Annotated in this window: 22 protein-coding genes; 15 read left to right on the forward strand and 7 right to left on the reverse strand. The window is 67.7% G+C overall.

What is annotated here, in order from left to right:
* Positions 1-10: 10 nt before the first annotated feature.
* The 10 genes from hypB to mltF all read left to right on the forward strand — a co-directional run bounded on the left by hypB (position 11) and on the right by mltF (position 12,066).
* The gene (gene hypB, locus ABE960_RS06015; RefSeq protein WP_349761317.1) at positions 11-766 is read left to right on the forward strand and encodes a hydrogenase nickel incorporation protein HypB; all 756 of its coding nucleotides are present in this window, start codon (positions 11-13) and stop codon (positions 764-766) included.
* The gene (hypF, locus tag ABE960_RS06020) at positions 763-4,350 is read left to right on the forward strand and encodes a carbamoyltransferase HypF (protein WP_349761318.1); all 3,588 of its coding nucleotides are present in this window, start codon (positions 763-765) and stop codon (positions 4,348-4,350) included. The genes hypB and hypF overlap by 4 nt, the downstream gene beginning before the upstream one ends.
* Before the next feature lie 10 nt (positions 4,351-4,360).
* The gene (gene hypE / locus ABE960_RS06025) at positions 4,361-5,389 is read left to right on the forward strand and encodes a hydrogenase expression/formation protein HypE (protein ID WP_349761319.1); all 1,029 of its coding nucleotides are present in this window, start codon (positions 4,361-4,363) and stop codon (positions 5,387-5,389) included.
* A 59-nt stretch (positions 5,390-5,448) separates the two neighbouring features.
* Positions 5,449-6,603, forward strand: coding sequence for a 4Fe-4S dicluster domain-containing protein (locus tag ABE960_RS06030; protein WP_349761320.1), 1,155 nt, complete (start codon positions 5,449-5,451; stop codon positions 6,601-6,603).
* Positions 6,600-7,433 carry an FAD/NAD(P)-binding protein gene (locus tag ABE960_RS06035; RefSeq protein WP_349761321.1) on the forward strand — a complete coding sequence of 278 codons (834 nt, stop codon included), beginning with the start codon at positions 6,600-6,602 and terminating at the stop codon, positions 7,431-7,433. Before ABE960_RS06030 ends, ABE960_RS06035 begins: the two co-directional genes overlap by 4 nt.
* A 2-nt stretch (positions 7,434-7,435) precedes the next feature.
* Positions 7,436-8,257: an NADH-quinone oxidoreductase subunit B family protein gene (locus ABE960_RS06040; RefSeq protein ID WP_349761322.1), complete on the forward strand. Its 822-nt coding sequence runs from the start codon at positions 7,436-7,438 to the stop codon at positions 8,255-8,257.
* Positions 8,254-9,555, forward strand: a complete 1,302-nt coding sequence (locus tag ABE960_RS06045; protein ID WP_349761323.1) for a Ni/Fe hydrogenase subunit alpha — start codon at positions 8,254-8,256, stop codon at positions 9,553-9,555. Before ABE960_RS06040 ends, ABE960_RS06045 begins: the two co-directional genes overlap by 4 nt.
* 67 nt (positions 9,556-9,622) lie before the next feature.
* A complete protein-coding gene (locus ABE960_RS06050; RefSeq protein WP_349761324.1) occupies positions 9,623-10,120 on the forward strand; it encodes a hydrogenase maturation protease in 498 nt (165 codons plus the stop codon).
* Between the two features lie 91 nt (positions 10,121-10,211).
* Positions 10,212-10,613 (forward strand): hypothetical protein, encoded by a 402-nt coding sequence (locus tag ABE960_RS06055; RefSeq protein ID WP_349761325.1) that lies wholly within the window; start codon positions 10,212-10,214, stop codon positions 10,611-10,613.
* A 43-nt stretch (positions 10,614-10,656) separates the two neighbouring features.
* Positions 10,657-12,066 carry a membrane-bound lytic murein transglycosylase MltF gene (gene mltF, locus ABE960_RS06060; protein ID WP_349761326.1) on the forward strand — a complete coding sequence of 470 codons (1,410 nt, stop codon included), beginning with the start codon at positions 10,657-10,659 and terminating at the stop codon, positions 12,064-12,066.
* Positions 12,067-12,075: 9 nt separating this feature from the next.
* Here the strand turns inward: mltF and ABE960_RS06065 are convergent, their stop codons facing one another.
* A complete protein-coding gene (locus ABE960_RS06065; RefSeq protein ID WP_349761327.1) occupies positions 12,076-12,690 on the reverse strand; it encodes a LysE/ArgO family amino acid transporter in 615 nt (204 codons plus the stop codon).
* A 129-nt stretch (positions 12,691-12,819) separates the two neighbouring features.
* Between ABE960_RS06065 and ABE960_RS06070 the strand changes: the two genes are divergently transcribed.
* The 4 genes from ABE960_RS06070 to ABE960_RS06085 all read left to right on the forward strand — a co-directional run bounded on the left by ABE960_RS06070 (position 12,820) and on the right by ABE960_RS06085 (position 15,997).
* Positions 12,820-13,689 (forward strand): LysR family transcriptional regulator ArgP, encoded by an 870-nt coding sequence (locus tag ABE960_RS06070; RefSeq protein ID WP_349761328.1) that lies wholly within the window; start codon positions 12,820-12,822, stop codon positions 13,687-13,689.
* Positions 13,690-14,116: 427 nt separating this feature from the next.
* Positions 14,117-14,428: a hypothetical protein gene (locus ABE960_RS06075; protein WP_349761329.1), complete on the forward strand. Its 312-nt coding sequence runs from the start codon at positions 14,117-14,119 to the stop codon at positions 14,426-14,428.
* A gap of 153 nt (positions 14,429-14,581) precedes the next feature.
* Positions 14,582-15,580: an NADP-dependent oxidoreductase gene (locus tag ABE960_RS06080; RefSeq protein ID WP_349761330.1), complete on the forward strand. Its 999-nt coding sequence runs from the start codon at positions 14,582-14,584 to the stop codon at positions 15,578-15,580.
* 201 nt (positions 15,581-15,781) lie between these two features.
* Positions 15,782-15,997, forward strand: coding sequence for a TIGR02450 family Trp-rich protein (locus tag ABE960_RS06085; protein ID WP_349761331.1), 216 nt, complete (start codon positions 15,782-15,784; stop codon positions 15,995-15,997).
* A gap of 4 nt (positions 15,998-16,001) precedes the next feature.
* On the opposite strand, the gene ABE960_RS06090 is transcribed toward ABE960_RS06085, so the two are convergent.
* From ABE960_RS06090 to ABE960_RS06110, 5 genes are all read right to left on the reverse strand, one after another.
* Positions 16,002-16,544, reverse strand: a complete 543-nt coding sequence (locus tag ABE960_RS06090; RefSeq protein WP_349761332.1) for a hypothetical protein — start codon at positions 16,542-16,544, stop codon at positions 16,002-16,004.
* Between the two features lie 132 nt (positions 16,545-16,676).
* Entirely contained in the window at positions 16,677-17,549 is an 873-nt protein-coding gene (locus ABE960_RS06095; RefSeq protein WP_349761333.1) for a putative RNA methyltransferase, read from the reverse strand.
* A 186-nt stretch (positions 17,550-17,735) separates the two neighbouring features.
* Positions 17,736-18,545, reverse strand: coding sequence for a DODA-type extradiol aromatic ring-opening family dioxygenase (locus tag ABE960_RS06100; protein WP_349761334.1), 810 nt, complete (start codon positions 18,543-18,545; stop codon positions 17,736-17,738).
* A 279-nt stretch (positions 18,546-18,824) separates the two neighbouring features.
* Positions 18,825-19,247, reverse strand: coding sequence for a VOC family protein (locus ABE960_RS06105; RefSeq protein ID WP_349761335.1), 423 nt, complete (start codon positions 19,245-19,247; stop codon positions 18,825-18,827).
* A 198-nt stretch (positions 19,248-19,445) separates the two neighbouring features.
* Entirely contained in the window at positions 19,446-20,201 is a 756-nt protein-coding gene (locus ABE960_RS06110) for a TIGR01458 family HAD-type hydrolase (RefSeq protein WP_349761336.1), read from the reverse strand.
* A gap of 355 nt (positions 20,202-20,556) precedes the next feature.
* Between ABE960_RS06110 and ABE960_RS06115 the strand changes: the two genes are divergently transcribed.
* A complete protein-coding gene (locus ABE960_RS06115) occupies positions 20,557-20,991 on the forward strand; it encodes a c-type cytochrome (protein WP_349761337.1) in 435 nt (144 codons plus the stop codon).
* Positions 20,992-21,313: 322 nt separating this feature from the next.
* Here ABE960_RS06115 and guaA read toward each other — a convergent pair whose 3' ends face one another.
* Positions 21,314-22,891, reverse strand: coding sequence for a glutamine-hydrolyzing GMP synthase (guaA, locus tag ABE960_RS06120; RefSeq protein WP_349761338.1), 1,578 nt, complete (start codon positions 22,889-22,891; stop codon positions 21,314-21,316).
* Positions 22,892-22,968: the final 77 nt, after the last annotated feature.

A 22,968-nucleotide genomic window follows, 5' to 3' on the forward strand; every position in this document is an offset into this window, starting at 1 on the left:
GAGCCCCATCGTGTGCCAGACCTGCGGCTGCGCCATTCCCGACCACCTGCAGCATGCCTCGACCGAGCATGACGTCCACACCGTGGAGGTGCTCGAGGGCCTGAAGGCCCACAACGAAGAGGCCGCGCGTCACAACCGCGAGCACTTCGACCGCGCCGGGCTGCTGGTCGTCAACCTGATGTCCTCGCCCGGCGCCGGCAAGACCCGCCTGCTGGAGGCCACCATCGAGGCGCTGAGTGGACGCTACCGGCTGGCGGTAATCGAGGGCGACCTGGAGACCGAGAACGATGCCCGGCGAATCCGCGCCAAGGGCGTGCCCGCGGTCCAGATCACCACGGGCAGCGCCTGCCACCTGGATGCGGCCATGGTGCACCGCGCGGCTCATGCGTTGCCGCTGGACGAGTTGGACATCCTGTTCATCGAGAATGTCGGCAACCTGGTCTGCCCCGCGAGCTTCGACCTGGGCCAGCATGCCAACGTCACCCTGCTCTCGACCCCGGAGGGTGACGACAAGCCACTCAAGTACCCGGTCATGTTCCGCTCAAGCGACCTGGTGCTGGTCACCAAGACCGACCTGTTGCCGGTCCTCGACGACTTCGACGTCGAGGCCGTGGCGGAGCACATGCGAAGGCTCGCCTCCGCCACCCCTGTGATGGCGCTGAGCAGCAAGTCGGGGCCGCTGGATGCCTGGCTGGAGTGGCTCGAGGCCGGCCTGGCCGAGCGGCGCCGGCGAGTCTTCCGCCCCGCCTCACCGGCCCATCCATGACGACACCGTCTCCCGGCGACTGGCTGTCGCGGATACGCGCCCTGCCCCGGCCCCCGTCGGGGAGCCTGCGGATCATGAACGTCTGCGGCGGCCACGAGCGCACCATCACCCATGCCGGCCTGCGAAAGGTATTGCCCGACTACCTGGAACTGATCCCCGGGCCGGGCTGCCCCGTCTGCGTCTGTCCCGAGGAGGATATCCATGCCGCGGTGGCCCTCAGCCTTCAGGACGACGTCATCGTCGCCACCTTCGGCGACATGGTGCACGTACCCTGCAATGCCCCAAAGCGGGAGCCACGCTCCCTTCAGGCGGCAAGGGCCCTGGGCGGCAATGTGGTGCCGGTGGCCTCCCCCGGCGAGGTGCTGGCCCTGGCCCGCCGGCATCCCGGCAAGCGAGTGGTCTTCTTCGCCGCCGGCTTCGAGACGACCACCGCGCCCCTCGCTGCCCTGTTCTCGCGAGCGGACCTGCCGGACAACCTGCTGCTGCTGCTCAGCGCCCGCCAGACCTGGCCGGCCATCGCCCACCTGCTGGACGATGGCCGGGCCGGCTTCGATGCGCTGATCGCCCCGGGACACGTGGCGACGATCATGGGCGCCGAGCAGTGGCGCTTCGTCGCCGAGTCACACGGTCTGCCCACCGCCGTGGCCGGCTTCACCCCCGGCCTGATCCTGGAGGGCCTGCACGCAGTGCTCCGACAGGCGCTCGACCAGGCCCCCCGGCTGGACAACGCCTATCCGCAGTGCGTCAACGCCGACGGCAACCCTCGGGCGCGGGAGCTGATGGCCGCGACGTTCGACATCACCGCGGCCAACTGGCGCGGCATCGGCACCCTTGCCGACTCGGGCTATGCCTGCACGGAGGCCCTCGCCCACCGCGACGCCCGACGGCAGTTTCCCGAGGTGTTCGACGCCGCCTACGCACGACGCGGCGAGATGCCGGCCGGCTGCGACTGCGCCGAGGTGGTTCTGGGCCGGATCCGGCCACCGGAGTGCCGGCTCTACGGCATCGCCTGCCAGCCGAACCACCCGGTGGGCCCCTGCATGGTCTCCGACGAGGGCGCCTGCCGGATCTGGTGGGCGAGCGGCGTCCGGTCGACACAGGCGCCGTCCGCTCGGCGGATCGCCGCCACCGCCATCGACGCTGCCCCCGATGAGACAGCCCCTGACGAGACAGCCACGGTCGGGCCAACGTCCGACCTGGTGGCGCGCCGCTGGGTGCTGGCCGGCGTCGTCCAGGGGGTGGGCTTTCGTCCTTTCGTCCAGCGCCTGGCCAGCCGGCTGGTGCTGGCGGGCCAGGTGCGCAACCGGGGCGGCGAGGTGGTGATCGAGGCCAGGGGCACCACCGGTCGGCTGGAAGCGTTCGAGCGCGCCCTGCTCGATGAGGCCCCGCGACTGGCGAGCCCCCGTATCGCGAGCCGCGAGACGATCGAGGCGGGGCCCAGCGCGGCCCGACCGAACGCGGCCCGACCGTTCGTGATCCAGCCAAGCGATGACGAAGGCGGACAGGCGGGCCCGGTCCACCTGCCGCTGGACACCCCGGTCTGCCCGGCCTGCCTGGCGGAGATGCACGACCCGAACGATCGCCACTACCGTTACCCCTTCACCCACTGCGACCAGTGCGGCCCGCGCTACAGCGTGATCGAGCGGCTACCCTACGATCGGGCGCGCACCAGCCTGACGGCGTTTCCGCTCTGCCCGGCCTGCCAGAAGGAATACGAGGACCCGGAGAACCGGCGCTTCCATGCCCAGTCGATCGGCTGTCCGCAGTGCGGGCCCCGCCTGACGTTTGTAGAGAACTTCGTGGAGGGCGAGCGGACACTCACGGCCGCCCCCGATACCCACGAGGAGGCGCTGGCCGCCGCGATTGCGGCCCTCGACGCGGGCCGGATCGTCGCCGTGAAGGGTGTCGGCGGCTATCACCTGATGGCCGATGCCGGCCGACCGGCCCCCATTGCGACCCTGCGCGAGCGCAAGCACCGGCCGCATAAGCCGCTCGCCGTGATGTTTCCCTGGCGGGGCGAGGACGGCCTGGACGCCGTGCGCGAGCATGCCCGGCTAGACCCGGCGGCCACCGAGGCCCTCCTCGCGGACGAGCGTCCGGTCGTGCTGTTGCCGAATCGGGCCGACTCTCTCTTCACCGGCTTCACCGGCGGCTTCACCGACGGCCTGGGGGCGTGCCTGTCGGAAGGCATCGCCCCCGGGCTCGACGAGGTCGGCGTCCTGCTGCCCTACGCGCCCCTGCATCACCTGCTGCTGGAGGCCCTGGGGCGTCCGCTGGTCGCCACCTCGGCCAACCTGGCCGGGGAGCCCATCATCACCGACCCAGAGGAAGCCGAAGAGCGCCTCGGCCGGGTCGCCGACGCCTTCCTGCACCATGACCGCCCCATCCTGCAGCGCGTCGACGACGGCGTCCGTCGGCCCATCGCCGGGCGAGCGCGCCCCCTGCGCCTCGGCCGAGGCGCCGCCCCTCTGGAACTCGAGTTGCCTTATCGCCTATCGCAGCCAGTGCTCGCCGTAGGCGCCCATCAGAAGGCCACCATCTGCCTCGCCTGGGGGAACCGGCTAGTGCTGTCGCCGCACATCGGCGACCTCTCGAGCCTTGGCACCCAGCGCGCCTTCGAGCGCCAGATCTCGACCCTGTCGAGCCTTTATGGCGTGCACCCGGCGCGGGTCCTCCACGATTCCCACCCCGGCTATCACGGCACCCGCTGGGCCCGCGACAGCGGCCTGCCCTGTGACGAGGTCGCCCACCACCATGCCCATGCGTCCGCGCTGTGCGGGGAACATGGCCGCTTCCGGGAGCCGACCCTGGTCTTCACCTGGGACGGCACCGGCCTGGGCCCGGACGGCACCCTGTGGGGCGGCGAAGCCCTGCTCGGACGCCCCGGTCGCTGGCAGCGCCACGCTTCCTTCGCCCCCTTCGACCTGCCCGGCGGCGAGGCGGCGATCCGTGAGCCCTGGCGCCTCGCCGTCACCTTGAGCTGGCAGAGCGGCCTCGCGACGCCGGACGTTCCCGGCACCGACGATGAGCTGACCCTGCTGCGAGGGGTCTGGGAGCGAGGCATCAACGCCCCGACCTGTTCCGCCGTGGGCCGACTCTTCGATGCCGCCGCGGCGCTGCTGCTGCCAATTCGCCGGATCAGCCACGAGGCCGAGGCCGCCATGCGGCTCGAGGCCTTGGCTAAGAAAAGGGCCGACGGCGCCGGCCAGGGCCTTGACCTGCCTCAGCATCACGACGCGGCCGGGGTGCTACGCTGTGACTGGCGCCCGCTGATCCGCCACCTGGCTGACGCTGCCCTCGCCCCCGCCCAGCGTGCCGCAGACGTCCATGCCACCCTGGTCCAGGTGCTCCGTCGGCAGGCCGGGGCGGCCCGGGAAGGCTCGGGGGTGACGACACTCGGCCTGACCGGGGGGGTGTTCCAGAACCGCCGCCTGACCGAGGCGGCCATGGCTGCGCTGGAAGGCGACGGCTTCACGGTGCTGCTGCACGAGCGGCTGCCCTGCAACGACGCCGCCATCAGCGTCGGCCAGGTCATGGAGACTCTGGCGCTACAGGACAGGCCCGGCACGACTGGCCAGGAATGAGGAGCAGTGAGTGACACAGCCCGTATATGACACGGACACCATCACCCTTGCCCATGGCAACGGCGGACGCCTCATGCGCCAGCTGATCGAATCGGTCTTCGTCCGCCACCTGGGCAACCCCTGGCTGACCCCCCTCGCCGATGCCGCCGTGCTGCCCTTGTCCCTGGAGGACGACCAGGAGCTGGTCTTCACCAGCGACGGGGTCACCGTGCAGCCGCTGTTCTTCGCCGGGGGGGACATCGGCAGCCTCGCCGTGCACGGCACCGTCAACGACCTCGCCGTCGCCGGCGCCATGCCGCGATACCTGAGCCTCAACGCCTTCCTGGAGGAGGGGCTGCCCTTGGAGCAGCTCGAGCGGATCGTCGTTAGCCTGGCCACCGCCGCCCGGGCCTGCGATGTCCAGGTGGTGGCCGGCGATACCAAGGTGCTGCCGCGCGGCCTCTGCGGCGGCGCCTACTTCGGGGTCTCCGGGATCGGCCTGCGCCCGCGCGGCCTGGCGCTGGGCGCCGAGGGCATCCGCCCCGGCGATGCGGTGCTGGTGAGTGGGCCGGTGGGCGACCATGGCATCGCCGTGATGCTGGCCCGGGAGGAATTCGGCCTGAGCGGCACGCTGGCCTCCGACAGCGCAAGCGTGGTGCCCCTGACCCGGGCGCTGCTGGGACTGACCGGTCTGCGCTTCATGCGCGACCCGACCCGCGGAGGCCTGGCGACCGTGCTCCACGAGGTGATCCACGCCACGGGCCAGGGGGTGACCCTCGATGAATCGCGACTGCCGATCCGCGGCAGCGTGCGCAGCGCCTGCGACATGCTGGGCTACGACCCGCTCTATATCGCCTGCGAGGGGCGGGTGGTGGCCATCGTGGCCGAGGACCAGGCCGACGAGGCCCTGCGGCGCTGGCAGACGCTGCCCCAGGGGCGGGAGGCGCAGCGGATCGGCACGCTCGATCCGCATCACGACCGGCTGCTGCTGGTCAACGAGTGGGGAGGCGAGCGCCTGTTGCAGGAGCTCGAGGACGACCCCCTGCCCCGCATCTGCTGAGACCCGTCCGGCGCCTGCGCGCCGGTCATACTGACGACGATTGCACGGGACATGGCACCATGAAGGTACGGCACTTCCTGGCGAGGGACCGCTTCCAGACCCTCCTCGACCGTCTGGTGGAGGCAGGCTATGAGGTCATCGGCCCCCGGGTGCGCGATCACGCCATCCTCTTCGAGCCTCTCTCGCGGGTCGAGCAGCTCCCCGAGGGGATCACCGACGCCCAGGCCCCCGGCCACTACCGGCTCGAGCGCTCCGACAGCGGGCGCTTCTTCGACTGGGCCACGGGCCCCCAGGCGATCAAGCCGCTGACCTTCGCGCCCCGCGAGACGCTGTGGCGGAGCGAGCGGCAGCCCGACGGCCGGCTGGTCTTCCGCGAGCAGCCCCCCGAGGCCCAACCGACGGCGGTCATCGGCGTGCGCGCCTGCGACCTCGCCGCGCTGTCGATCCATGACCGCCACTTCCTGAACGACGCCCATCCCGACCCGCACTACCGGGAGCGGCGCCGCAACCTCTTCCTGGTCGCCGTCAACTGCATGCGCTCCGCCGCCACCTGCTTCTGCACCGCCACCGGGGACGGCCCGCGGGCCCAGCACGGCTTCGACCTGGCCCTGTCCGAGCTCGATGCCGGCTTCGTGGTGGAGGCCCACACCCAGGAGGGCCAGGCCATCCTCGACGCCCTGGAGACGACCCCGGCCACCCATGACCAGCTCGAGCAGATGGAGGCCGGGATCGAGCGGGCCACCCACCAGCAGACGCGCCGGCTGCCCGAGGGCTCGCTGCCGGACATGCTGCAGGCGGCCGTCGAGCACCCGCACTGGCAGAGCCTGAACGACCGCTGCCTGACCTGCGGCAACTGCACCGCGGTCTGCCCCACCTGCTTCTGCCAGACCCACGTCGACGAACTCTCGCTGGACGGGAAGGCGTCCGACCACGGCCGGCAGTGGGGCAGCTGCTTCGACCCCGACCACAGCTACATCCACGGCACCGTCATCCGCGCAGAGCGGCCCCAGCGCTATCGCCAGTGGCTGACCCACAAGTTCGGCACCTGGGTGGAGCAGTACGGCCGCAGCGGCTGCGTGGGCTGCGGCCGCTGCATCGCCTGGTGCCCGGTGGGCATCGACGTGATCGATGAGCTGGCCGCGCTTTCTAGGGCGCCCGAAGACGCGGCCGCCACGACGCCCGTTAGGCCTGCAGACGGGGAGGACACGCCATGACCAGCGCGCTGGTGCCCTTCGAGGCCGAGGTCGTCGGCTGCAAGGACGAGACCCCGGACATGTTCAGCCTGCAGCTGCGCTTCACCGATCCCGCTGTGCAGGCCGCCTATCGTTTCTCGATGGGCCAGTTCAACATGCTCTACCTGCCGGGCATGGGCGAGGTGCCGATTTCCATCGTCTCCGATCCCGACGAGCGGGAAATGATCGATCACACCATCCGCAAGGTCGGCTCGGTCACCCGCAACCTCGGGGAACTCAGGGTCGGCGACCGGCTCGGCCTGCGCGGCCCCTACGGCCGCGGCTGGCCGACGGAGGAGGCCGAGGGCACCGACCTTGTGATCGTCACGGGGGGGCTCGGCTGCGCGCCGTCGGTCTCGCTGATCGAGTACGTCCTGCACCGGCGGGGCCGCTTCGGCCGCATGCACATCATCCAGGGGGTCAAGCATTCCAACGACCTGATCTGGCGCGAGCGCTACGATGCCTGGCGACAGCACCCGGACGTCGAGGTCTATCTGACCGCCGATACCGGCGACACCCTCTGGCCCTGGCATGTCGGCCCGGTGACCCAGTTCTTCGACCGCATCGACATCGACCCGGCGCACTGCTCGGTCTTCATCTGCGGTCCGGAGGGCATGATGCGGGCGGTGATCAAGGCGATGCGCCAGCGCCAGGTGCCGGAAGAACGGATCTGGCTCAGCATGGAGCGCAACATGCACTGCGCCATCGGCTCCTGCGGCCGCTGCCAGCTGGGGCCCAAGTTCGTGTGTCGCGACGGCCCGGTCTTCACCTGCCGGGAACTGGCGCCCTACCTGTCGCACAGGGGAGTCTGACCATGACCAACGAGACCCGCCGCGCGCGCATCGCCGTGCACAAGTTCAGCTCCTGCGACGGCTGCCAGCTGGCCTTCCTCAACCTGGGTGAGCCCCTGCTGACCCTGGCCGAGACCGTCGACATCCTGCATTTCGCCGAGGCCGGGCCGATCGACGAGGAGGCCGAGGTCGACATCGCCTTCGTCGAGGGCAGCGTGGCCACCTCACAGGACGCCACGCGCCTGCGCGGCATCCGCAAGCGCAGTCGCTTCCTGGTCACCATCGGTGCCTGCGCCACCGCCGGCGGCATCCAGGCACTGCGCAACCTCCATGACGCCGACGAGTGGGTATCCGGGGTCTATGCCCAGCCCGAGCACATCGACCTGCTCGCCGACTCGACCCCCATCGCCGATACCGTCAAGGTCGACCTGGAACTCTGGGGCTGCCCCGTCAGCGGCGAACAGGTGCTCGGCGCCACCAAGGCGATGCTGGCCGGCCACCTGCCCCGGGTCGACCACAGCGCGGTGTGCATGGAGTGCAAGCGACAAAAGGCCGTGTGCGTGATGGTGTCTCAGGGCCGGCCCTGCATGGGCCCGGTCACCAGCACCGGCTGCGGGGCGATCTGCCCGCGCTGGCAACGCGACTGCTACGCCTGCTACGGGCCCGCCGTCCAGGCCAACGTCTCGGCCCTGGCCACCCACCTGGCCGATACCGGCATGCCGGCCGATGAGGTTGCCCGGCGCCTGTTGTTCATCAACGGTCATGCCGAACCGTTCCGGAGCGAGGGCCTGGACTGGGAGGCACGGGTCATCCAACGATCGCGCAGCGAGGGGGAACAGGGATGAGTCACACCACGCGAACCGGCGAGATCCATGTGCCCATCCTGGCGCGGGTCGAGGGCGAAGGCGCCCTCGACATCCGCATCGAGGCGGGCCGGATCGAGGCGCTGAAGCTGCGCATCTTCGAGCCGCCCCGGCTGTTCGAGAAGTTGCTCGAGGGGCGCAGCACCCAGGACGTGATCGACAGCGTGGCGCGCATCTGCGGCATCTGCCCGGTGGCCTACCAGATGAGCGCGGTGGCGGCGATCGAGTCGATCCTCGGCGTCACGCCCACCCCCTGGGTGGAGGCGATGCGTCGGGTGATGTACTGCGGCGAGTGGCTGCAGAGCCACAGCCTGCACATCCACCTGCTGGCCGCCCCCGACTTCCTTGGCTACGACAGTGCCCCGGCGATGGCCAAGGACCATCCGGACGAGGTCCGTCGCGGCCTGCGGCTCCAGGGGCTCGGCAACGAGATCATCCGCACCTTCGGCGGCCGCTCGGTGCACCCGGTCGGCCTCTGTCCGGGCGGCTTCTTCCATGCCCCCGACATGGCGACCATGGAGACCCTGCGAGAGCGCATGTCGGAGGGCCTCGACGAGGCCCGCGAGCTGATCGCCTGGACGGCCGGACTCCCCATCCCCGAGGACGACCAGGACTTCGTCTCGGTCTCGCTTCGCCATCCCCGGGACTACCCCATCACCGCGGGCCGGATCGTCTCCGACCAGGGGCTCGACATCGACCCGGCCGAGTTCGAGCAGCACTTCCGGGAGTTCCAGGTTCCCCACTCGACGGCCCTGCACGCCCAACTCGACGGCCACCCCTACCTGGTCGGCCCGCTGGCAAGGCTCAACAACAACCTCGACCGGCTGCCCGCCGACCTGAGGCGGCTGATCGACGACTGCGGCGTGGCCTTCCCCAGTCGCAACATGTTCCACAGCATCGTGGCCCGGGCGGTGGAGATCCATGTAGCCCTCGCCGAGGCGCTGCGTCTAACCGAGGACTATGACCCCACCGCCGAGCCCCATGTCGAGGTGCCGACCCGGGCCGGGGTCGGCTTCGGTTGCACCGAGGCTCCCCGCGGCATTCTCTGGCATCGCTACGCGCTCGACGATGAGGCTCGGGTGGTCGAGGCCCGGATCGTCCCGCCGACCAGCCAGAACCAGGCGCGAATGGAGGAAGACCTCGTGACCAGCCTGACGCGGTTCGGCCTGGCGCGCGACGACGACGCCCTGCGGCTGCACGGCGAGATGGTGATCCGCAACTACGACCCCTGCATCTCCTGCGCCACCCACTTCCTCGACTTCCATGTCTTGCGAGAATAAGCCACGCGAGACTGAGTCACCCGCGACTGAATCACCCAAGACTGAGCAGGGCGAGACCGGGGCGGAAATGGCCAGGCAGGACGGGGCCGACGACCGGCCGGTGGGCCATGCCTACCTCTTCGGGCTCGGCTCGCCCCATGGCGGGGACCGGCTCGGCTGGCTCGCCGCCGACGAGTTACGCGAGGCGCTGGCAGGCCGCGACGATGTCAGCGTCGACTGCCTCGCTCAGCCCGTCGATCTCTTCCTCCATGCGGCGACGGCGAGCGACCGCCTGCTGCTGGTCGATGCCATGCGCGGCCAGGGCCCGCCCGGCACCCTCAGGGGCTTCGCGCCAGGGGAACTCCCAGAGACCGCCGCGTCCCTGTCCTCGCTTTCTTCTCATGGCCTCGACCTGGCGGGCACCCTGGCGCTGGTCGATGCCCTGGGATTATTTCAGGGCGGCATCCGGATCATCGGCATCGAGATGCCCGCGGGGACAGGCCCCGACACCACACCGCCGCGACTCGGCAAGGCAACGGCCCGGCGGCTGCGCGAGGTGGTGCTCAGCTGGCTCGACGGCCGATGACCGCCGCGATACCGGGCCTCGCCGGGCGCCCGTCCTGCCATGGTGAATCTGCCATAGTGAAGAGAACATTCCGATACCGGAGGGATTCGAGATGCAGGAACATGAGGTGGATATCGCCATCATCGGCGCCGGCAGCGCCGGTCTGAGTGCCTGGCACTCCGCCCGCAACATCGTCATCGGCACCGGGTCGCGGGGCACCTGGCCGAGACTCTTCGAGGCGGCGGGTGACCGACTGGTAATCAACGACGATGTCTTCGAGTGGGACGACCTGCCCGAGTCGGTCGCCGTCTTCGGCCCCGGCGTGATCGGCCTGGAACTCGGCCAGGCGCTGCATGGAGTGCGGCCCGGGAGACTGAGCATGACACCAAGCGCGCCGCGGACTGCTCTCCGCGGTCCTGGCGTCGAGGCCTTGGCCGGCAAGGCGCTGGTCGGAGCGCCCCGGCCAGCGTTGACTCGACCAGACCGGTCAGTGGAGGGGGTGCTGTTAAACTAGAGCTAACATACGCTCTTCCCCTTCCCGGTCAGGAGATGCCTCCATGCCCAGGTTCCGCCTGCTGTTCGCCCTCTTGCCGCTGACCATGCTCCAGGCCTGCGGCCCGGACGAGCCCCCGGTCACGCTGCTCGACCCACCCGAATCCGGCGGGACCCTCAAGGTGGCCACCCGCAACGCCGCCACCACCTACTACCTCGACCGCCAGGAGAGCCCGGCCGGGCCTGAGCATGACCTGGTCCTGGCCTTCGCCGAAGCCAACGGCTGGCAGGTCGAATGGACGCTGCTGGGGTCCACCGCTGAGGTGCTCGAGGCCATGGCGACCAACGAGTTCGACATGGCCGCCGCCGGTCTGACCCATCTCCCCTCGCGTGACGAGCGTTTCCGCCAGGGGCCGACCCACACCGACATCGTCGAGCAACTGGTCTGCCATCGTGAGATGCGACCCATGCCCCGCGAAGTCGAGGAGATGGCCGGCGTCGATATCCGCGTCACGGCGGAGTCGAGCTACGCGGAAAAGCTCGCGAGCCTGGTCAACACCTACACCGGCATCGACTTCGAGGAGGACCCGCGCACCACCGAGATGCTGCTGGCCGCCGTGGCCGAGAGGCAGTTCGACTGCACCCTGGCCGACTCCAACATCGTGCAGGTGGTACGCCGCCACTTTCCTCACCTGGAAATCGCCATGAACCTGACCAGTGGCGACCGGCTGGGCTGGTACCTGCCCGCCGGACACCAGGCGCTCGCCGAACGGGCCAGCGAGTGGATGGCCAGCCCCGAGGGTCAGACGAGCCTCGAGGAGATGCAGCACCGCTACTACGACTATATCGGCGAGTTCGACTTCGTCGACCTGCGGGCCTTGAACCGGCGCATCGAGGAACGCCTGCCCTCCTTCCTGGAGCTCTTCCTGGAAGCCTCGGAGGAGACCGGCATGCCCGCCGACCTGCTCGCGGCCCTGTCCTATCAGGAGTCTCACTGGGATCCCGGCGCCGTCTCCCCCACCGGTGTGCGCGGCATCATGATGCTGACCCGCAACACTGCCAAGTCCCTCGGCGTCACCAATCGCCTGGATCCCGCCGAAGCCATCGACGGCGGAGCCCGTTACCTGGCCGACCGGCATGATCGGCTGCCCGACACCATCCCCGAACCGGATCGCACCTACCTGGCCCTGGCGAGCTACAACATCGGCCGCGGACACCTGCTGGACGCCCGGGAGCTCGCCCGCAAGCTCGGCAGGGACCCGGACTCCTGGGCCGACATGCAGGAGGTGCTGCCGCTCAAGGCCGACAAGCGCTACTACCCGCAGACCCGCTACGGCTATGCCCGGGGCTACGAGCCGGTGCACTACGTCCAGCGTATCCGCAACTACCTGGACGTGATCAGCGCCTCGCTGGACTGGTTGCCGTTGGAGGAAAGACAGGACGAGAACGAGGACATGGCCAGCAACCAGGGATAGGACAGATGCTCAGGCGGCCATCGGTGCATCGACGACCAGGTGTACGGCGATCACCGCCATCATCACGCCGATAGCGCCGTCGATCGCCCGCCAGGCCAGCGGCCGGGAGAGCCAGGGCGAGAGCGCCGAACCGCCCCAGGCCAGCAGGCTGAACCAGAGGATCGAGGCGGTGATCGTGCCCGCCACGAAGGTGGCGGCGCTCTGCTGCTGGGCACCGATGGAGGGGATCAGCAGCAGGGTATCCAGGTACACCTGGGGATTGAGCAGGGTGACCGCGAGGGTCGCGAGCAGCACGCGCCTCGGACTGCTGGCTCCCACGCCGCCGACGGTCAATCCCCGCCGGCCGGTGGCGGCACGATGGAAGGCCTGGGCCGCCAACCAGGCGAGGAAGACCACCCCCACCCAGCGCAGCACCTCCATGGCGCTCGGCATGCTCAGCAGCACCGCACTGACCCCGAACATCCCGGCCATCAGCAGCAGCACATCGGCACTCATGCAGAGCCCCGCCGACCACCAGTGATGCTCACGGCGCACTGCCAGCCCCAGCACATAGGCGTTCTGCGCCCCGATGGCGACGATGATCCCGCCGCAGACCACCAGTCCCGTGAAATAGCTCTCCAGCATTGCGTGCCCCCTGACGCCGTGGCGTATCGAGCGGCAAGCCTAGCCGGATGGCGATATACTACAAAATCATCTTGTTAATCATTCATCAGTTTTACTTATGTCTTTACCCTGGCTCCCGAAGAGGCCCCGATGCTGGACTACAAGCTTCTCCAGGCCCTGGCCACGGTGGTCGAATGCGACGGCTTCGAGCGCGCAGGCGACCGGCTGGGGCTCTCGCAGTCGGCGGTCTCCCAGCGCATCAAGGCGCTGGAGATTCGTCTCGGCCAGCCGGTGCTGATCCGCCACCCGACCCTGCAACCCACCCCGGCGGGCCAGCGGCTGCTCAACCACTACCAGCAGGTGCAGCTGCTGGAACGTGACTTGCGCACGACGCTGCCCACCCTGGAGGAGGCCTCGCCCCGCCTGCGGATCGCCCTCAATGCCGACAGCCTGTCGACCTGGTGGGCCGATGTCATCGGCGACTTCTGCCAGTCGGAGGGCCTGCTGCTGGACATGGTGATCGAGGATCAGGACGTGGGCCTCAAACGGCTTCGCGACGGTGAGGTGGCGGCCTGCCTCTGTGCCAGTGACCAGCCCATCGCCGGGGCACGCTGCGTGCCGCTGGGCAGCATGGTCTATCAGCCCTTCGCCACCCCGGACTACATCGCCCGCCACTTCCCGGAGGGGCCGACGCCAGAGGCCTTCGCCCGCGCTCCGGCCATCGTCTACGGCCCTCATGATCAGCTGCAGCACCGCTTCCTTTCGGGCTGTGGCTACCAGGGCGGCTTTCCCTACCACCTCTGCCCGTCATCGGAGGGCTTCGTGCGTCTGGCCAGCGCCGGGATCGGCTACGGCATGATGCCGATGATGCAGGTGGAGGCGCTGGTGGCCGATGGCCGTCTCATCAGCATCGCTCCCGAGCGCTCGCTTTCCGTGCCGCTCTTCTGGCACTTCTGGCGGCACAGCGGCGAGGTGCTGGAGCGACTGACCGGCGTGCTGGGCGGGGTCCGGCTGAGGTAACCCGCCGATCCGCGGTGATCGGAGCGAAGCGGGGAAGGCCCTTTAAGGCTGCCGCGGAAAGTTTTTGCTGCATTGCAACAAGAAAGCGCCTATGGTGATCATGCAACCCCTTTAAAGGAGGGAAACTGCGATGACTACCCCACAAGTGCAACTCCGTTCGCTCGATTCCTACGTGCTGCAGTGCTGGGCACACCAGGCCCAGTTGCAGCGGGCCGCCTTCGAGGCCTTCGAAGCCTATATCGGCTAGCGTGATTGGCTGACGACTGACGCACCCCACGGCGGCGCCACCTAGCGGATCAGGGTCACCCTCATCCATGCCGAGAACTGGCCCGACGGTGGAAAGCCTGTATGATGATCGAGCAACATCTTCAGATACGGAGCAGAAAACACGATCGATCATTCTTTCAAGCCAGCACAGGAGGTTCTCATGAAGGTCTACAAACCGGAGTGGCAGTGCACGTTTAGCGTAAACGAGGGCGTGGAAGAATCAGCCACCTGGAAGGAGCGAATCGCCTGGCGCTTTCGGGAATTCGCCGACAGGCTGGACGGTGGTGGAAGGACGATCAAGATTGACTGCAACGTCACCCCCGAAGTGAGCCGTGAGGAAGTCGACACCTGCCTGGGGAAGGGCTTCGCCCTGAGCCAGAGCCTGCTCACCCAGCTCGCCCATCAGGCCGCCTGCGAAGACGTCATGCGTGATGCCAAGGCAGAGCTGTTCGAGGAAGAGCCTCACCGTTGAGGCCGTGACCGTAACTGCAAGTGCAGTCACCACACCCCATTCGGTCCCTGACCGAATGGGGTGTTTTCGTTTCGACAGGGCAGGCCGGGTTGGCCCGCCCGCCCCCATGTATTAGACTGGTCGTCTACTAACCGAGCGAAGGAGCCGCACTCGATGCAATCCCGCCACTTCACCATCAACGATTATCCGCAGGGCACTCCGGCACGGGAGCTGTTCGAGCTTCATGAGCAGGAACTGCCCGCCCTCGCCGAGGGCGAGGTGCGCATCCGCAACACCTGGCTCTCGGTGGACCCCTACATGCGTGGCCGCATGAGCGGCGTGAAGACCTACATCGAGCCCTTCGAACTGAACGCCCCCCTGGAAGGCGCGGCCATCGGAGAGGTGGTCGAGTCCCGGGATTCGGACTTCCCCGTGGGCGCCAAGGTGCGCCACATGGGCGGCTGGCGGGATATCGCCCAGCTGCCCGGCGACCAGCTCGAGCCTCTGCCCACCTTCGAGGTGCCGGATCAGGCCTACCTGGGCGTGCTCGGCATGCCGGGCATGACCGCCTGGACCGGCCTCAACCGCATCGCCGAGATGCAGGACGGTGACAACGTGCTGGTCAGCGGCGCCGCCGGGGCGGTGGGTTCGCTGGCCGTGCAGCTGGCCAAGGCCAAGGGCGGCACCGTGGTCGGCATCGCCGGTTCACAGGAAAAGCTCGACTGGCTCGAGGACCACGGCGTCAAGGCCGTCAGCTACCGGGGAAAGGACGCCGCCCAGCTCACCGAGGCACTCCGCGAGGCCTGCCCTGAGGGCTTCGACGTCTACTACGAGAACGTCGGCGGCACCTGCCTGGAAGCGGCCCTGAACACCCTCAAGGTCGGTGCGCGCATCGCCGTGTGCGGCATGATCGCCCGCTACAACGAGGACACGCCGAGCGCCGGCCCGGGCAACCTGGCGATGATCCTGATCCGTCGCGCCCGCATGGAAGGCTTCATCGTCTTCGACCACTGGGCGAACTACTCGCAGTTCCTCGAGGAGGTCGGCCCGCAGGTCGAGGACGGCCAGCTCGACTACGAGGAAACCGTGGAAGACGGCCTAGAGCGCACCCCGGACGCCTTCCTCAAGCTGTTCGAGGGGGCCAACCGCGGCAAGATGCTGGTCAGGCTCTGATCCTCGACGCCTGATGTCCCTGCGCAGAGGGTGCGCCGGCCCGGCCGGCGCGCCCTTCTTGCGTGCACTCCCTGCCCTTGACCAGCACCAACGTTTCACCGTCCCTGCCCGTGTTCTCGCCCTGTCCTGCCCCCAAGCCGACGGCCCTCCCGACGGCCTCGTCCGGCGCTGAGCACTTTCCCACTCTTAGAGGAGACGGCCATGAACGCCATCAACCCCAACAAGCTTCACCACAGCAAGTGGACCGCGGCGCGGCCCCGCCACAAGGAGAGGCACTTCATCGTGACGACCCTGCTGCGCGACGAGGAGGAGAACGTGGTCGAGGTGATCCTCGAGGCGGTCCATAGCCGCCGCGAGACCACCCTGCCCTGGCGGTCGCTCAAGGATGACGAGACCTGGCTGATGGGCTGGCGATGACCGCTCAGCGGTCCGCCTCGTCATCCCGCTCGGCGCCCTTCGAGACCGTCGAGGTGACCTTGCTGATCAACTGAGGCACGAAGCGTTCCGTGAAGCCCGCCACGAAGGACCAGAACAGCAGCTTCGCCAGGTCAGGCCCCGAGCTCGGGTAGGTGTCCCGAAAGATGTGCAGCATGTAGTCCTCCCCTTCCCCGATATCCTCCTGCGAGGGGAACGAGAAGGCGGGAAAGAGATCTCCCGAGACGATGCCGGAGAGGAACACCAGATAGAGCACCAGGGCGAATACCCCGCCGAAGATGGGCACCAGCAGTATCTGGAACCAGGAGGCACTCAACAGCGCGAGTTCCTCATCCGTGACCTTGTTCAGGCGCTGCTGGATGCTCACGAACCCGCCGATGATCCCGCACAGGGGCACCGCCCAGGTCATCATGAACCGTTGATTGTAGAAGAAGGTCAGCGCGAAGATCGTTCCCAGCACGGCGACCGCCACCGTGGTCATGACGATCAGGCGCTTGGTGATGGAATGGATATGCCGGATGCGTTCCATGATGAGGCTCCGGGCCCGGATACCCGGGACATGACGGCGAGGATCGGTACATCCGACCCGCATCCTTGACGATAGCCGACATGCCAGGGGCTCTCCACGCGGGAGAGCCAGGCCCCCACGCCTCAACGGCAATCAACCCGCGGCGACGCACTCGAGGCGCGACACCCGCACCTCCACGGTGACGGTGAGCGAGGAAAGCGCCGCCGCCTTCTCTCGGCCCTCGGCGCTGGCACGATGCAGGTGGGGAGTCATCGCCAGCAGATCGGCGACGGGCTCCGCGCCTTCGAGCTCGAGGGCGTAACGGAGGGTATCGGTGCCAAGGAGCGTGAAGCTCTCGGGCACCTCGGATTGCTCAGCGCGCTCGGGCTTGAGGCTGGGGTAGATGACCTCGCGCAGCTCGCGCAGGTGATCCGGCCCGGCCTCGACCAGCAGCAGCACGCCGCCGGGCTTCAACACCCGGGCGAATTCCGGGTAAACGGGAAAGCCGAACAGGCACAGCACCCGGTCCAGCGTGCCCGACTGCACGGGCAGGTTGGCGTTGCTGCCCACCACCCAACTGGCCGGCTGCCCCGTCTGCCGGCCCTGCCTGGCGGCGGCGAGCACCGCCCACTTGGAGATATCCACGCCCAGAAGCGCCAGCGACGGCGCGTCTTCCTCCCCTGCGGCGGCCTCAGCCAGCTCGCGCAGGTAGTAGCCCTCCCCGCAGCCGGCATCCAGGCAGCTCAGCGTGCCCGACGGCACCGCCCCGGAGAGCACTGAGCGGCTGACGGCGTCTGCGACAGGCCGGTAATGGCCGGCATTCAGGAAACGCTGACGCGCCGCCACCATCTCCTTGCTGTCGCCCGGGTCGTGGGAGCGTTTCTTCTGCACCGGCAAGAGGTTCACATAGCCCTGCCTGGCGATATCGAAACTGTGGCCAACGCCGCAGCGCCAGGTGCCTCCGCTCTGGTGCAGCACGTCGCCGTCCAGCGGACAGGCCAGCGCCTGGAAAGGGGTGTTGCTCATGGTTCTCCTCATCGCCCGATGATGAATCCTCTCACGAGCCCCGCTCGCGCTTGTGCCTTGCAGTATACCCTGCCGGACTCACCGCCCCCACGCGGGCGGGCGATCGCCGCCATGTACCAGGCCAAGCATGAGGGCAGGAACCGCGTGGCGGTTCGCTGGTAACCGCTTCCCGGCGGGCCATCCCTTTCACCGCGCCACCCGCCAGTAGAACATCCCCGACTGCTTGCCGAGAATCATTGCCGAAACATGTTCCTGACTGGGCTGACCCGCCAGCCCATAACACACGTGCAGCGGCAGGAGGTGCTCTTCCCGGGGATGACAGAACCGGGCATGGGGGGCCCGCTCCCAGTGCACCAGACGCTCGGCCCGCTCCGCCTCCGAGATGTCGGCACTGGTGCAGGTTACCGCCAGCCAGTCCTCGAAGGCCTGGTTGCGGGCCTCGATCTCCGGGGTAGTCGGCGCAAAGAACGCCCGCATGTTATGGAACGAGAACCCCGAGCCGATCACCAGCAGGTCATCAACGTCCAGGGCCTGCAACGCCTGGCCTATCGCCAGGTGCGTTGCGGCATCCAGGCTGTTGACCAGCGACAGCTGCACGCACGGGATGTCCGCCTCCGGGTACATCAGCTTGAGCGGCACGAACATGCCGTGATCGAAGCCGCGCTGATCATCGAGTTGCGCGGAGAAACCGGCCTGCTCCAATACCCCCTGCACCTGCCGTGCCAGCGCCGGTTCCCCGGGGGCAGGATACTGGATGGCATAGGACTCGGGCGGAAAGCCGGAGTAATCGTAGATCAGCGGCGGGTTGGCACCGGACGTGATGCTGGGCACGCTTGCTTCCCAATGGGCGCTGATCATCAGGATGGCCGAGGGCCTGTGCAGCCTGCCAGCGATCTCGTTGAGCCGATCCACCATCTCTCGATGGCCCGGGTCCCCCAACAACGGCATGGGACCACCGCCATGAGAGATGAAGAGGACATCAGTAGGGGTAGTCATGGCGGTGGCTCCTTGTAAAACGGGACACATCAGGACGTCATGGGCGATGTCAGATCGTGCCGGGCCCTGCGGCAGCATGCCGGTCGGGTTCAGCGCCTCGATGGAATGATACCCCGCCTTGACGCGATGCATACTCACCGCATCGACGATGCCATCGAGCGTCGGGATCCGCTGCATGCAGGCGTGCAGCCCCACATGGAGCGCAGCGTATTGCGGTTGCCGTTGAACAGGCCGTGGCAGGCGGCAACGAGCCATGCACCCGTCAGCGCCCAGAAACTCTCAGCCAAGCCAGGTATTGCCCTCGGCATCGATGGGGAAAATGGGGTTGTGGGCCACCTCCCAGAGGTGGCCGTCGGGGTCGGCGAAATAACCGGAATAACCGCCCCACTCCGCCTTGCTGGCCGGCTTGACGACACGCCCGCCGGCGCGCTGGGCCTCGCTCAGCACCCCATCCACCTCCGCCTCGGTGGAGACATTGTGGGCCAGGGTGATACCGGCGAAGCCGCTGCCCGTATCCGCCACCTCGGCATCCTGCGCCAGCGCTGCGCGAGGATAGAGCGACAGGATCAGACCGTTGAGCTGGAAGAAGACGACATCGCCCTGCGCCAGCCCCACCTGCCAGCCCAGCCCCTCTTCATAGAAGCGCCGTGCCCGGTCAAGGTCGCTGACGCCCAGGGTGATCAGACTCATGCGTTGTTGCATCGCGTACTCCTACCGGCCTGTGCTCCTGTCGATAGGAACACCATAGCTGGCGGAAAAGATTCGGCGATAGGCGATTAGCCCCTTTCAGGCCCTGCAATCAAGAATGAGGGTCGGTCCCCGATTACGGCGGGAACGCTTCTACTTCTCCGACAAGCGGTTCATATGGCCCTGCCGGAGACGAGGCGCCTTCCGTCCGGCCTAGCGCCCGGCCAGTAGTGCCTCGACCAGATCTGCCAAGCTCGCCGCGCAGCGGGCCTCCGGCGCCTTCGCCTCGTCGCCCGGTCGATACTTGCCAGACCGCACCAGGCAAGCCTCCAGGCCAACCGCCATGGCGGCGGCCACGTCGCACTCGACGTCGTCCCCCACCATCAGAGCCTCGACGGGTGCCACCCCGGCATCCTCGAGCACGGCATGGAAGAAGTCGCCCGAGGGCTTGCCCAGCAACCGCGCCTCGATGCCGGCGGCATACTCCAGGGCGCGCACGAAGGGCCCCACATCGAGGTGCAGTTTGCCTGCCTGACGGAAGTAGCGGTTGGTGCCCACGGCGAGCAGCGGCGCGCCCTCCAGCAGCAGCCGGAAGGCCGCGTCGAGGTGGGTGTAGTCCAGGCGCTGCTCGGCATCACCGAGCACCACGGCGTCGGCCTCCCCTTGGGGCAGATCGGCGAACTCCGGCTCGAGACGCTCGTGGATCAGCAGGTAGGGAATCAACTGATGGCGCTCGAGATGGCGACGGATCGCCCCCGGAGCGGTGAAGACCTGTTCCGGCGCCACGTCAAAGCCCAGCCGCTGCAGTTCCTCGCAGACCGCCGCCGAGGTCCTACGCGAGGTGTTGGTGAGAAAGCGCAGCGAAAGCCCGCTCGCCTGCAGCCGTTCTAGCGCCGCCACGGCGCCGGGCAGGGCCTCCCCGTCCTCAGTCAGCACGCCGCTGATATCGAGCAGTACCGCCTTGAGCATCGCAGCCCCCTCCCATTTCATCCTTTGACAGCCTAGACGATGGAGGTTTATGGCTGCCCGCTCGATGCTGGGCAGCCCGGCACTATCAAAGACGACCGCCAGCGCCCTGCCGCGCTCGACCGCCCCACTCCTCCATGACAACTGCTCGACCGGCAAGCAGCGAAGGCCGTTTGTAAACCCGGGCGATAGAGCCGTCACACGCTGGCATCGGGTCTTGCTTGCACGCCTAACCGACCCTGACTATAAATTCAACGAGGGTATGTAATAAACGGCTACGAAATGTCTCGATCCTGTTACACAACGATCAACCGATCACCGGATAACAATCAGTAGTTTCCTACAGAAGAGAGCAGCCATGAACACCAAGAAAATCAGCACCTGCTCGGCGGCCATCATCATGGGCCTGTCCTGGACAACCGGCCACGCTCAGGAAGTAGAAAAGGTGGATGTCGGGAAATACGAATACATCAACAGCTGTGCCGCCTGCCATGGCGAGGAAGGCAAGGGCGACGGACAACTCGCGGGGGTAATCGACACACGCATTCCAGATCTCACCACGCTATCGCAGAGGAATGACAACGTCTTCCCCCTGGCTCGTGTCTACGAAATCATCGACGGAAGGGCCGACGTCCAGGCGCATGGCTCACGAGACATGCCCGTCTGGGGACAACGATACGGCATGGAAGCGGCCGAAAAGTACTTTGACTTCGAGTATGATTCGGAGTCCGTGATTCGTGCCCGGATACTGGCCGTCGCCGAGTATCTCCATCGCCTGCAGTCAGAGGAGTAACATGCTTCCACGGCCCACGGTGCCTTGAAGGATCACCCCTTCCGAGCGGAAAGCCTGTCGCGCCTCTTGGAAGGGGGTCATGTCGCCGTCCACTGCCTGCCCAGCCCTTCCTTATAGAAGCGTCGCGCCCGCGCCAGGTCGCCAACATCCAGGGTGATCAGACTCATCCGCTGCTGCATCGCGGGCTCCTCCCGGCCTGTGCTCCTGTCGATAGGAACTTGAGACCGCCGACATTAAAAATACGGAGAGAATGCGAAAAGCCCACCTTGTAGGTGGGCTTTTCTCTCACAGATTGTAGGAAATCGCCTACAAAGCCATTAATTCACTCCCACTCGATGGTCGCGGGCGGCTTGCTTGAGACGTCGTAGGTAACACGGGAGACGCCGGTGATCTCGTTGATGATGCGGTTGGAGACCTTCTCCAGCAGCTCGTAGGGCAGGTGCGCCCAGCGGGCGGTCATGAAGTCGATGGTCTCCACGGCGCGCAGCGCGATCACCCACTCGTAGCGGCGGCCGTCGCCCACCACGCCCACGGACTTGACCGGCAGGAAGACGGCGAAGGCCTGGCTGGTCTTGTGGTACCAGCCGGCATTGTGCAGCTCCTGGATGAAGATGGCGTCGGCCTCGCGCAGGATGTCGGCGTACTCCTTCTTCACCTCGCCGAGGATGCGCACGCCGAGCCCCGGCCCCGGGAAGGGGTGGCGGTAGACCATGTCGTAGGGCAGGCCGAGCTCGACGCCGAGCTTGCGCACCTCGTCCTTGAACAGCTCGCGCAGCGGCTCGACGAGCTTGAGCTTCATGGTCTCGGGCAGGCCGCCGACGTTGTGGTGGGACTTGATCACGTGCGACTTGCCGGTCTTGCTGGCGGCGGATTCGATCACGTCCGGGTAGATGGTGCCCTGGGCCAGGAAGTCGACGCCCTCGATCTTGGCGGCCTCGCTGTCGAAAACGTCGATGAAGGTGTTGCCGATGATCTTGCGCTTGGCCTCGGGGTCGGCCTCGCCCTTCAGCTTGCCGAGGAACAGGTCCTCGGCGTCCACGCGGATCACCTTCACGCCCATGTGCTTGGCGAAGGTCTCCATCACCTGGTCGCCTTCGGCCTTGCGCAGTAGTCCGTTGTCGACGAACACGCAGGTCAGCTGGTCGCCGATGGCCTTGTGCAGCAGGGCTGCCACCACGGAGGAGTCCACGCCGCCGGAGAGGCCGAGCAGCACGTGGCTCTCGCCCACCTGCTCGCGCACCCGGTCGACCTGGTCCTCGATGATGCGGGCCGGGGTCCAGTTGCGCTCGCTGCCGCAGATGTCCAATACGAAATGCTCGAGGATGCGCTGGCCCTGCAGGGTGTGGGTCACCTCGGGGTGGAACTGCACGCCGAAGAAGCGCTTCTCCTCCCAGGCCATGGCGGCGATGGGGCAACTCGGGGTGGAGGCGGTCACGGTGAACTCGGCGGGCACCTCGGCCACCTTGTCGCCGTGGCTCATCCACACGTCGAGAAGGCTATTGCCGGTGTCGTGATCGATGTGGTCCGAGATGTTCTTGAACAGCGCGGTCTCGGCGTCCAGGCGGATCTGGGCGTAGCCGAACTCACGGATGTTCGAACCGGCCACCTTGCCGCCGAGCTGCTCGGCCATGGTCTGCATGCCGTAACAGATGCCGAGCACCGGCAGGTCCATCTCGAACACGCACGCCGGCGCCCTGGGGGAATCCAGCTCGGTGACCGACTCCGGGCCACCGGCGAGGATGATGCCGTTGGGCGCGTACTCGCGGATCTCGTCCTCGGTGATGTCGAAGGCGCGAACCTCGGAGTAGACGCCGATCTCGCGAACTCGGCGGGCGATCAACTGGGTGTACTGGGAGCCGAAGTCGAGGATCAGGATCTTGTGGGCGTGAATATCGGTCATGGAGGTGTCTCGGTGTGACGGCGGGCCGGATACAAAAGCGAGCGGCGGGGTTTCCCCCGCCGCGGTAGTGCTGTGGG

The organism is Halomonas aquatica, from assembly GCF_040196335.1.
Classification (GTDB): domain Bacteria; phylum Pseudomonadota; class Gammaproteobacteria; order Pseudomonadales; family Halomonadaceae; genus Halomonas; species Halomonas aquatica.